The sequence below is a fragment of the Pseudomonas kielensis genome (assembly GCF_030505375.1).
In the GTDB taxonomy this organism is placed as follows: domain Bacteria; phylum Pseudomonadota; class Gammaproteobacteria; order Pseudomonadales; family Pseudomonadaceae; genus Aquipseudomonas; species Aquipseudomonas kielensis.
On record NZ_CP130043.1, the window covers coordinates 2,299,862 to 2,310,722 of the forward strand.

Here is a 10,861-nt window from a genome sequence, read left to right on the forward strand (position 1 = left end):
CCGGTCTAGCGGGTCGTGGGTAGCAACCGGCTCAAGGGAAACTCCAAGTGATAACAAAGATCCTGATCGCCAACCGTGGTGAAATTGCCGTACGAATCGTACGTGCCTGCGCCGAGATGGGCATTCGCTCGGTTGCCATTTATTCCGACGCCGACCGTCATGCCTTGCATGTGAAACGCGCCGATGAGGCCCACAGCATCGGTGCCGAGCCATTGGCCGGTTACCTGAACCCGCGCAAGCTGGTGAACCTGGCCGTGGAAACCGGTTGCGACGCGTTGCACCCAGGCTACGGCTTCCTCTCGGAAAACGCTGAACTGGCGGATATCTGCGCCGAGCGCGGGATCAAGTTCATCGGCCCGTCGGCAGAAGTCATTCGCCGCATGGGCGACAAGACTGAAGCGCGCCGCAGCATGATCAAGGCCGGTGTGCCCGTAACCCCGGGCACCGAAGGCAACGTCTCAGGTATCGAAGAAGCGCTCACCGAAGGCGATCGCATCGGCTACCCGGTGATGCTCAAGGCCACTTCCGGTGGTGGCGGCCGTGGTATTCGTCGCTGCAACAGCCGTGAAGAACTGGAACAGAACTTCCCGCGCGTCATTTCCGAGGCCACCAAGGCCTTCGGTTCGGCGGAAGTGTTCCTGGAAAAATGCATCGTCAATCCCAAGCACATCGAAGCGCAGATCCTCGGCGACAGCTTTGGCAACGTGGTGCACCTGTTCGAGCGCGACTGCTCGATCCAGCGCCGTAACCAGAAGCTGATCGAAATCGCCCCCAGCCCACAACTGACCCCGGAACAGCGCGCCTACATCGGCGACCTGTCGGTGCGCGCAGCCAAGGCCGTGGGCTACGAAAACGCCGGCACCGTGGAGTTCCTGCTCGCCGAGGGCGAGGTGTACTTCATGGAGATGAACACCCGGGTGCAGGTGGAACACACCATCACCGAGGAAATCACCGGCATCGACATTGTCCGTGAGCAGATCCGCATTGCCTCCGGCCTGCCATTGTCGGTGAAGCAGGAAGACATTCATCACCGTGGTTTCGCGTTGCAGTTCCGTATCAACGCCGAAGACCCGAAGAACAACTTCCTGCCCAGCTTCGGCAAGATCACCCGCTACTACGCCCCCGGCGGTCCCGGCGTGCGTACCGACACGGCGATCTATACCGGCTACACCATTCCACCGTTCTACGATTCGATGTGCCTGAAACTGGTGGTCTGGGCATTGACCTGGGAAGAGGCCATGGACCGTGGCTTGCGCGCCCTCGACGACATGCGCCTGCAGGGGGTCAAGACCACTGCCGCGTACTATCAGGAAATCCTGCGCAACCCGGAATTCCGTAGCGGCCAGTTCAATACCAGCTTCGTTGAAAGCCACCCGGAACTGACCAACTACTCGATCAAGCGCAAACCCGAAGAGCTGGCCCTGGCCATCGCCGCCGCCATCGCCGCCCACGCAGGCCTGTGAGGAATACAACAATGTCCAAGATCCACGTTACCGACACCATCCTGCGCGACGCCCACCAGTCGCTGCTTGCTACCCGCATGCGCACCGAAGACATGCTGCCGATCTGCGACAAGCTCGACAAAGTCGGCTACTGGTCGCTGGAATGCTGGGGCGGCGCGACATTCGACGCCTGCGTACGCTTCCTCAAGGAAGACCCGTGGGAGCGCCTGCGTAAACTGCGCGCCGCCTTGCCCAACACCCGCCTGCAGATGCTCCTGCGCGGCCAGAACCTGCTGGGCTACCGCCATTACAGCGACGACGTGGTCAAAGCCTTCGTCGCCAAGGCCGCCGTCAACGGCATCGACGTGTTCCGCATCTTCGATGCAATGAACGACGTGCGTAACCTGCGCGTGGCCATCGAAGCGGTGAAAGCCGCCGGCAAGCACGCCCAGGGCACCATCGCCTACACCACCAGCCCGGTGCACACCATCGAAGCGTTCGTGGCCCAGGCCAAACAGATGGAAGCCATGGGTTGCGACTCGGTGGCAATCAAGGACATGGCCGGCCTGCTGACCCCGTACGCCACGGGCGAACTGGTCAAGGCACTCAAGGCCGAACAGTCGCTGCCTGTGTTCATCCACAGCCACGACACCGCTGGCCTGGCCGCGATGTGCCAACTCAAGGCCATTGAAAACGGTGCCGAGCACATTGATACCGCCATCTCCAGCTTCGCCTGGGGCACCAGCCACCCAGGTACCGAGTCGATGGTTGCCGCCCTTAAAGGCAGCGAGTTCGACACCGGCCTGAACCTGGAGCTGCTGCAAGAGATCGGCCTGTACTTCTACGCCGTGCGCAAGAAATACCACCAGTTCGAAAGCGAGTTCACCGCGGTCGATACCCGCGTGCAAGTCAACCAGGTACCGGGCGGGATGATTTCCAACCTGGCCAACCAGTTGAAAGAGCAGGGCGCCCTGAACCGCATGAGCGAAGTGCTGGCGGAAATCCCGCGGGTGCGCCATGACCTCGGCTACCCACCGCTGGTGACCCCGACTTCGCAGATCGTCGGCACCCAGGCGTTCTTCAACGTGCTGGCCGGCGAGCGTTACAAGACCATCACCAACGAGGTGAAACTGTACCTGCAAGGCGGTTACGGCAAGGCGCCGGGTGCCGTTGACGAGCAGCTGCGTCGCCAGGCAATCGGCAGCGAGGACGTGATCGACGTTCGTCCGGCCGACCTGCTGAAGCCGGAAATGACCAAGCTGCGCGGCGAAATCGGCGCACTGGCCAAGTCCGAAGAAGACGTGCTGACCTACGCCATGTTCCCGGACATCGGGCGCAAGTTCCTCGAAGAGCGTGAAGCCGGCACCCTGGCACCGGAAGTGCTGCTGCCGATTCCTGAAGCGGGCGGCGTGACCTCGGCGGGCGGCGAAGGCGTGCCGACCGAGTTCGTCATCGACGTGCACGGCGAAACCTACCGCGTCGACATCACCGGGGTGGGCGTCAAGGCCGAAGGCAAGCGTCACTTCTACCTGTCCATCGACGGCATGCCGGAAGAAGTGGTGTTCGAACCGCTCAACGAATTTGTCGGCGGTGGCAGCAGCAAGCGCAAGCAAGCCACGGCCCCAGGCCACGTCAGCACCACCATGCCGGGCAACATCGTCGATGTGCTGGTCAAGGAAGGCGACACCGTGAAAGCCGGCCAGGCCGTATTGATCACCGAAGCGATGAAGATGGAAACCGAAGTGCAATCGGCCATCGCCGGCAAGGTCACCGCCATTCACGTGGCCAAGGGCGACCGGGTCAACCCGGGCGAAATCCTGATCGAGATCGAAGGCTGATTTCACGCCTTCATCTGCAACGTTTTACCTCGGGGGAGCACATGCTCCCCTTTTTTTTGGTTCTTCACGGATTACCGGGAAAGACGCTCTTGATCTTCATGAAAAAGAACTCGCTATCCCGGTAACCGTACGCCATTCGCTTGATGACCTTTATTCGATTATTTATTCCTTCCAACTGACCGGTGTGCATCGGCCAGCGAACCCGGCTGACGATGCCCCGCCAGTGAGTCTTTAGCCGTTTGGCGAACTGGATCAGTGCCGGTATTTCGCTTTCATGCGCATGGCGCAGCCATTGCTTCCAGGCCGATCGCCAACCCCAAGCGGTGCTCGGCGTCCAAAGCGTTTTGAGTTCAGTCTTCATCAAATAGACCTTCATCAACGCGTGGTTGGCCGCCAGCAGATCCTCCAAGCGGACCTGTTGCTCCGGTGTTTTCAGGTTCTGCGGGTTGCGCAGGAGCAGCCAACGCGCCTGCTTGATGACCTGTCGGGCCGGCTTGTCATGACGCAGTCGATTGGCTTCGTCGACACGAACCCGATCAATCACCTCTCGGCCATACTTGGCCACCACATGGAAGAGGTCGTAGACCACTCGCGCGTTGGGACAGTGCTGACGAACCTCCAGGTCAAAAGCGGTGTTCATGTCCATTGCCACCGCTTCGATTCGGGCGCATCCCTCTGGCCCCAGCTCTTCGAAAAACGGCCTGACCGCCGCCCGGCTGCGGCCTTCGCCGATCCACAGCACTCGTCGTGTATCCGCATCCAGCACCACACTGGCGTAACGATGGCCCTTGAACAGGGCGAACTCGTCCATCACCAGACGCCGTGGTTGCGCCTTCGGCAGATCGCTCAATGCCGCTTGCAAGGCACGACGCTCCAGCAACCGAACGGTGTCCCAATGCAGCCCAAACATCTGCGCCACGTGCAGCGTGGGAAGGCGCTCACAGGCTTGAATGACCGCCTCTGCCAGACGCCGCGTCATGCGGGCATAGCGATCCAGCCAACTGACGGCCTCCATGCGTTTACCACAGTCGCGGCAACCAACGCGTCGGAGCAAAACGCTCAGGCGCACCGCACGACCGAGAATGGGCAAATCACGAATGACTCGCTCGCAATACTCATGCGTGGTTGAACAGGGTTTTTGGCACCCGCCACAGGAAGGGAATCGGGTGGCGTGGGGTGTCAGATCGATCTGGAGGGCGTCACCATCAGGCTTGATCGTGACGACAGAAAAGCCCTCCCAAAAAGGAAGGAAAGTATTAATATCACGCATAAGAACGCCGGTTTGTTAGATGTGTTTGCTCGCACGAACATCATCAATCAAATCGGCGTTCTTGTTTCTGTGTTTCCCGGGATTCCGTGAAGAACCTTTTTTTTGCCTGCTCTGCGGCCAACGGGAAAGGTGGGACAGCCTGGTGGGCAGGCTGAAAGCGCCAAACAAGACGGTCTTAACCGCGCTTGGCGTAGGCCTTGCCGTAGTGCTTTTCCATGCGTGCCTGAATCAGTTCCAGGCCGATCGACATCAGCCAGTAGATGATCGCTGCGGTGCTGAGCATCTCGATGTAGCGGTAGCTGGAGCGGCCGTAGGACTGCGCCAGGAACATCACTTCCCAGACCCCCATCACCGAAATCAGCGACGAGTCCTTGAGCATCGAGATGAACTGGTTGGTGGTGGGCGGGATGATGGTGCGCATGGCCTGTGGCAGGGTCACGCGCCAGAAGATCACACTCTCACGCATGCCCAGTGCCAGCGAGGCTTCGCGTTGGCCGTAGGGGACGCCCAGGATGCCGGCGCGGAAGATCTCGCTCAGGTAGGCGCCGTAGTTCAGCGACAGGGCAATGATGCCGGCAGCGATGGCGCCCGGGACAATACCCAGTTGCGGCAAACCCAGGTAGATCAGCAGGATCTGGATCAGCAGCGGCGTGCCGCGAAAGAACGACGCGTAAAAGCTGGCGATGCCAAAGGCCACGGCACTGTTCGACAGGCGCCCGAGCGCGGTGACGAAGCCCAGCAACGATGAGGCAACAATCGAGCACAGGCACAGGAACAGGGTCAGCGCCGCCCCCTGCAGGAAACCATTGGGAGCCAGGTGCAGGCCTACCAGGTTCGGCAGCTTGTCGAGGATGATCGAGAACTTCAGGTCGAAACTCAGGAAGAAGCTGGCGAACAACCCGAACATCGCCGCCCAGGTCAGGTACAGGCGAGTGCGAAAACCGCAGAGGCGCTTGAGCAACGACTCAGCCACCGGTTGCGGTGGCTGAGGAGGAGGGAAAGAAGTCATTGGCTGATGTCGGCGCCGATCCATTTCTGCGACAGCTGGCTCAAGGTGCCGTCCTGTTTCAGTTGGGCGAACACCTCACGCACCTTGGCGTCCCACTGGGCATCGCCTTTCTCGATGGCCACCGAGTTGGGCTCCGAGTACAGCGGCTCACCGGCGAGCTTGAAGCGTGCGTCCTGGGTCAGGCGCGGCTGGGCGGTGACCAGGTTGGTGAGGATCGCATCCAGGCGCACACCGGCCCCCAGGCCGAGGTCCTGGAACGCCACGTTGTCGGTGTCATAGGGGGCGATCTGCACGTTCTCGAACGGGTAGTGCAACTGGGTGTCTTCGGCGCCTTCGATCACCAGGTTCTTGTTCAGGTAGCTTTCATAGCTGGAGGCGCTGGTGAGGCCGACCTTCTTGTCGCTCAGGTCCTTGGCCCCGTGAATGCGCTCATCCTTGGCGTTGACCACGATCACGGCTGGCGAGGCGTAGTACTGCACCGGGAAGTCGAACACTTCGGCGCGGGCCTTGCTCGGGGTCATGGAGCAGATGCAGATGTCGTAGCGACCGCTCCAGCGACCGGCCGCGATCACGTCCCAGGACGGGGTTTCCAGGCGCAGCTTGACCCCCAGTTTGGCGGCCACGGCCTTGGCCACGTCCACGTCGAAACCGTCGATCTGGTTCTGATCGTTGAGGAACGAGAAGGGCGGGTAACTCTCCATCAGCACCCCCACCAACTCCTTTTTCTGCTCGACCCGGTCCAGGGTTGTGCCGGCAAAAGCCTGGGTGGAGGCAGCGAGGATCGTCAGGCCCAGGGCCAGCAGCGGTTGAAATTTCACGGTCGATCCCTGAGTAAAAAAGAGGTTGTGATTAACTGAATGGTGCGTATTAAATAGTTATAAGTTTGACTCTGGTAGTGAGTTATTTTCATAAGCATATGAGTGAAAAGCATATGGGCGTAGCAAGGACAGTGATTCTGGATGGCGGCATGGGCCGTGAGTTGCAACGCCGAGGAGCGCCATTCAGACAGCCCGAGTGGTCGGCGCTGGCGCTGAGTGAAGCGCCGCAAGCGGTTGAGGCGGTGCATGCGGCTTATATCGAAAGCGGTGCCAATGTGATCACCAGCAACAGTTACGCAGTGGTGCCGTTTCATATCGGCGAATCGCGTTTTGCGGCTGAAGGTGAGGCGCTTGCCGCGTTGGCCGGTGAGTTGGCGCGGCGGGCAGTGGACGCGTCGGGTAAGCCGGTGCGTGTCGCAGGCTCATTGCCTCCGCTGTTCGGTTCCTATCGTCCGGACCTGTTCGAAGCAGCGCGCGTCAGCGAATTGCTGACGCCGCTGGTCAAGGGCCTGGCGCCCCATGTCGACCTGTGGCTGGCTGAAACCCAGAGCTCGATCGCCGAAGCTCGGGCGATTCACGCCGGGTTGCCCAAAGACGGCAAGCCGTTCTGGCTGTCCTTTACCCTCAAGGATGAAGACACCGATGACGTGCCGCGCTTGCGTTCCGGCGAGCCCGTTGCCGAGGCTGCCGCGGTGGCGGCCGAGTTGGGGGTCCAGACCCTGCTGTTCAACTGCAGCCAGCCGGAAGTGATCGGGGCAGCAATCGATGCCGCGCGGCAAACCTTCGCCCGCTTGGCTGTGGACATTCACCTCGGTGCATACGCCAACGCGTTCCCGCCGCAACCCAAGGAGGCCACGGCCAACGACGGCCTGGACCCGTTGCGCGATGACCTGGATCCGCCGGGTTATCTGCACTGGGCGGCCGACTGGCAGCAACGTGGCGCCAGTCATCTGGGCGGCTGCTGCGGTATCGGTCCGGAGCACATCGCCGTGTTGGCGCAGAAACTGGCTTAAGCCACCAGGGCAAAAGATCGCAGGCTGCGATCTTTTGCGGTCAAAGCACTTAGGCGCGACACTCCACCAGCGTCTTCACCTGCCCCGAGTCTGTCTGGTTGTCATCTGCCAGCCACTTCTCGAACCCTGCGCCAATCGTCGGCCATTCCGAATCCAGGATCGAATACCACGCGGTGTCGCGGTTCTGGCCCTTGACCACCATGTGCTGGCGAAACACCCCTTCAAAGCTGAAGCCCAGGCGTTCGGCGGCGTACTTGGAGCGGGCGTTGGCGTTGTTGCACTTCCACTCCAGGCGGCGGTAGCCCAGGGCAAATGACTCCTTGGCCAGCAAGTACACGGCTTCGGTGCTTTTCGGTGAGCGCTGCATCGGCGCGCCAAAGGCGACGTGGCCGATTTCGACGCGGCCATGGGCCGGGACAATCGACATCAGGCTGAGGATGCCCTGCACCTCGCCGCTGGCGCGGTCGATGACGGTAAAGAAATACGGGTCGCTGTGGGCAGCGTGGTTGTTCAGCCAGGCATCGAAGACGCTGCGCTCCGGGAACGGGCCGTAAGGCAGGTAGTCCCAGAGTTTCGGGTCGGCGTCGGGGCCTTGCAGGGCCTTGAACAGACCCTCGCCATGGCGCGCCGGGTCAAGTTTCTCCAGGCGGATGAAACGCCCTTCGAGCCGTTGCGCCGAGGGCGGTGGCACGCCTTGCCAGTCTGCGAGTGAAGTCGACATGTTGTTCTCCTTGAACCTTAAAGGGCTTTGCGAAACTGGATGAAACCGGGGCGTTCGGCGATGCGCTCGTAGAGTTGGATCGCAGTGGCATTGGTTTCGTGGGTCAGCCAGTGGACCTTGCCGCAGCCGTCGGCCTTGGCGGTACTGTAAACGAACTCGATCAGTTGACGGCCAACTCCGGTGCCGCGGGTTTGCGGTGCCACAAACAGGTCCTGCAGGTAGCAGGAGTTTTCGATGCTCCAGTTCGAGCGGTGGTAGATGAAATTCACCATGCCTACCGCCTTGCCGTCAGCCCAGGCCAGCGCTGCATGGGTCGGCTCGCTGGGGTCCAGCAAGCGCTGCCAGCTGCTGTGGCTGACGGCGTCCGGCAGCTCGGTGTTGTAGAAGCTCAGGTAGGCCTGCCACAACGGCAGCCAGGCCGCGTGGTCGTCGGCGCTGACGCGGCGAATTTTAATCTGACTCATGTTCATTCCTTTGGCATCAAGTGGGCGAGCGCCTGGTCGTGCGGGTCTGGGCTGGCAGCCAGCCCTTCACGTACGCCGGCGATATCTGGGGTGCTACGGTTCTGGCTGAGCTTGCGTTTGCCTTCCAGGCGCTGGATGGGCAGGGCGAAGCCGACGATGGCCTTGAGCATGCCATCGATGTAATCGGTGGGCGCGTCGGCGACTTTCCATGGCTGGGCACGACTGGCTTCATGACGATCGGTCAAGGCACTGACCAGGCTGAGCAGGCGATCGGCATCCGTGAACACTTCGGCGGTGCCATAGGCGTGTACCGCGACGTAGTTCCAGGTCGGTACAACTTTGCCGTGCTCGGCCTTGCTTGGATAAAACCCCGGGCTCACGTACGCATCGGCACCGGCAAAAATCACCAGCGCTTCGGCGCCATCGTGCAATGCCTTCCACTGCGCGTTGGCCTTGGCGAAGTGGCCGTAGAGGGTGCCATGCTCACCTTCATCGGTGTTCAGCAGCAGCGGCAGATGACTGGCGAGCAGCCCTTGTTGGCCATGGGTGACCAGCAAGGCGAGTCGGGTGCCGAGTATCTGCTGCTGCAGTTCCTGTAAGTCGTCGATGGCAAAGGCTTTGGGCGTGTACATGGAATTTTCCTTGGCGAATGCCTGCATCCTAGGCAGGCTATTGGTCTGTTGTAAGAGCCATTAATGACCAATTTCATAGGTCCATTGCCATGACCCGCGAACCGCTGTCCTTGTCGTTCAATCCTGCGGGGATCGAACTCGATCGCCGCCAGGGCTTGAGTCGCCAGCTTTATCAGGCACTGCGCGTGCGCGTGCTGGACGGTCGGCTCGCCAGCGGCACACGGTTGCCGGCCAGTCGCGATCTGGCGGCGGCATTGGCGATTTCCCGCAATAGCGTGGTGCGTGCCTACGACCAGCTCTACGCCGAAGGTTTTATCGAGGGGCGGGTCGGCGATGGAACCTATGTCGCGCAATTGCCGCACAGCGCATTGCCCGTGAAAAAATTATCCACAAAAGTATCCACAGGGTTTTCAACAGGCTTACCCACAGCCTTATCCACAGATTGGCTGGATTTACCTGTGGTTCCATCCAGTAAAGTTATCCACAGCGGTGCGCTGGAGCGTGTGGAAAAGCACCATTTGCCGAGTCCTCCGAGTGGCCCGCCACGGGCATTTCGGGTCGGTGTCCCGGCGTTCGATCTGTTTCCCTTCGAGGTCTGGGCCAAGCTGAATGCGGCTTTCTGGCGCAAACCGGACTTGCAGCAGCTGTGTTACGGCGACCCGGCCGGCGACGGCCGATTGCGTGGCCTGATTGCGGCGTATCTGCGCAGTGCACGGGGCATGCAATGCTCGGCTGAACAAATTGTGATCACCAGCGGTGCGCAGCAGGCGATTAGCCTTTGTGCACAGTTGCTGGTGGAGCCGGGTGACGGGGTTGGGATTGAGAATCCGGGCTACCGCGCGGCGGGTCACGCCTTTGCCGTAGCGGGCGCGCGATTGCACGGGGTGGCGGTGGACAGCGAGGGCATTGATTGCGGCGAACTGGCGAAACTCACTGACTGCCGCCTGGCCTACGTCACGCCATCCCACCAGTACCCCACAGGCGTGGTGATGAGCCTTGCTCGTCGTCTTGAGCTGCTGGCCTGGGCCGAGCGCACGCAAGGCTGGATCGTCGAAGACGATTACGACGGCGAATACCGTTACAGCGGTGCGCCGCTGGCGCCGTTGGCAGCATTGGATCGCCAGGGGCGGGTGTTGTACGTCGGGACTTTTGGCAAAGTCGCGTTCCCGGCCCTGCGCCTGGGATACCTGGTGCTGCCGAGGGGGCTGGTGGACGCGTTTTCCCAGCGGCGCGCCGTGGATGTTCGTCATTCCGAAGTCAGTACCCAGGCGGTCATGGCTGAGTTCATGGCCGCCGGGCACTTCCAGCGGCACATCCGCCGCATGCGCCGCGCGGCGTTGAGTCGGCGCAATACGCTGCTCAGTGGCTGGCCGTTGGATATCCCGGGTATCGGCCCTTTACCCACGGTTGCCGCAGGGCTGCACATGACGGTACCCGTCGACAGCGTGGCGCGTGAGCGCGAACTGATCGAGTCCGCGTGCAGCGTCGACGTCGAGATCAATGGCTTGAGCAGTTATTGGCTGCCGGAATCCACCACGGCGCCGGAGCAACGTGCCGGGCTGGTGCTGGGCTTTGCCGCCGTGCCCGAAAAGGCGATCGAGGCGGCGCTGGGGCGATTGCGAGCGGTGTGGCGTGATCGCTGAAGCGGGCGGAC

General features: G+C 61.4%; 10 protein-coding genes. 4 read left to right on the plus strand and 6 right to left on the minus strand.

The window, feature by feature from the left end; translation table 11 throughout:
* The first annotated feature begins 47 nt into the window (after positions 1-47).
* Entirely contained in the window at positions 48-1,463 is a 1,416-nt protein-coding gene (locus Q1W70_RS10615) for an acetyl-CoA carboxylase biotin carboxylase subunit (RefSeq protein WP_166588803.1), read from the plus strand.
* A gap of 11 nt (positions 1,464-1,474) precedes the next feature.
* On the plus strand, positions 1,475-3,280 hold the full coding sequence (gene oadA, locus Q1W70_RS10620; RefSeq protein ID WP_166588802.1) for a sodium-extruding oxaloacetate decarboxylase subunit alpha: 1,806 nt from the start codon (positions 1,475-1,477) through the stop codon (positions 3,278-3,280).
* A 64-nt stretch (positions 3,281-3,344) separates the two neighbouring features.
* Here the strand turns inward: oadA and Q1W70_RS10625 are convergent, their stop codons facing one another.
* The 3 genes from Q1W70_RS10625 to Q1W70_RS10635 all read right to left on the minus strand — a co-directional run bounded on the left by Q1W70_RS10625 (position 3,345) and on the right by Q1W70_RS10635 (position 6,377).
* Positions 3,345-4,550: an ISL3 family transposase gene (locus tag Q1W70_RS10625; RefSeq protein ID WP_302098811.1), complete on the minus strand. Its 1,206-nt coding sequence runs from the start codon at positions 4,548-4,550 to the stop codon at positions 3,345-3,347.
* Positions 4,551-4,725: 175 nt separating this feature from the next.
* The gene (locus Q1W70_RS10630; RefSeq protein WP_159998627.1) at positions 4,726-5,559 is read right to left on the minus strand and encodes an amino acid ABC transporter permease; all 834 of its coding nucleotides are present in this window, start codon (positions 5,557-5,559) and stop codon (positions 4,726-4,728) included.
* Positions 5,556-6,377: an ABC transporter substrate-binding protein gene (locus Q1W70_RS10635; RefSeq protein ID WP_166589333.1), complete on the minus strand. Its 822-nt coding sequence runs from the start codon at positions 6,375-6,377 to the stop codon at positions 5,556-5,558. The genes Q1W70_RS10630 and Q1W70_RS10635 overlap by 4 nt, the downstream gene beginning before the upstream one ends.
* Positions 6,378-6,490: 113 nt before the next feature.
* On the opposite strand from Q1W70_RS10635, the gene Q1W70_RS10640 reads away from it, so the two are divergent.
* Positions 6,491-7,390, plus strand: a complete 900-nt coding sequence (locus tag Q1W70_RS10640; RefSeq protein WP_166589332.1) for a homocysteine S-methyltransferase family protein — start codon at positions 6,491-6,493, stop codon at positions 7,388-7,390.
* 49 nt (positions 7,391-7,439) lie between these two features.
* On the opposite strand, the gene Q1W70_RS10645 is transcribed toward Q1W70_RS10640, so the two are convergent.
* Genes Q1W70_RS10645 through Q1W70_RS10655 form a run of 3 tightly spaced genes read right to left on the minus strand, consistent with a single transcriptional unit; the run spans position 7,440 to position 9,207 of the window.
* Positions 7,440-8,111, minus strand: coding sequence for a GNAT family N-acetyltransferase (locus Q1W70_RS10645; protein WP_166589331.1), 672 nt, complete (start codon positions 8,109-8,111; stop codon positions 7,440-7,442).
* A gap of 17 nt (positions 8,112-8,128) precedes the next feature.
* Positions 8,129-8,575, minus strand: coding sequence for a GNAT family N-acetyltransferase (locus Q1W70_RS10650; RefSeq protein WP_302098812.1), 447 nt, complete (start codon positions 8,573-8,575; stop codon positions 8,129-8,131).
* A gap of 2 nt (positions 8,576-8,577) precedes the next feature.
* The gene (locus tag Q1W70_RS10655) at positions 8,578-9,207 is read right to left on the minus strand and encodes an FMN-binding negative transcriptional regulator (RefSeq protein ID WP_166589329.1); all 630 of its coding nucleotides are present in this window, start codon (positions 9,205-9,207) and stop codon (positions 8,578-8,580) included.
* A gap of 89 nt (positions 9,208-9,296) precedes the next feature.
* Here Q1W70_RS10655 and pdxR point away from each other — a divergent pair, with 89 nt between their 5' ends.
* Complete coding sequence (gene pdxR, locus Q1W70_RS10660) at positions 9,297-10,850, plus strand: MocR-like pyridoxine biosynthesis transcription factor PdxR (protein ID WP_185818422.1); 1,554 nt, start codon at positions 9,297-9,299, stop codon at positions 10,848-10,850.
* Positions 10,851-10,861: the final 11 nt, after the last annotated feature.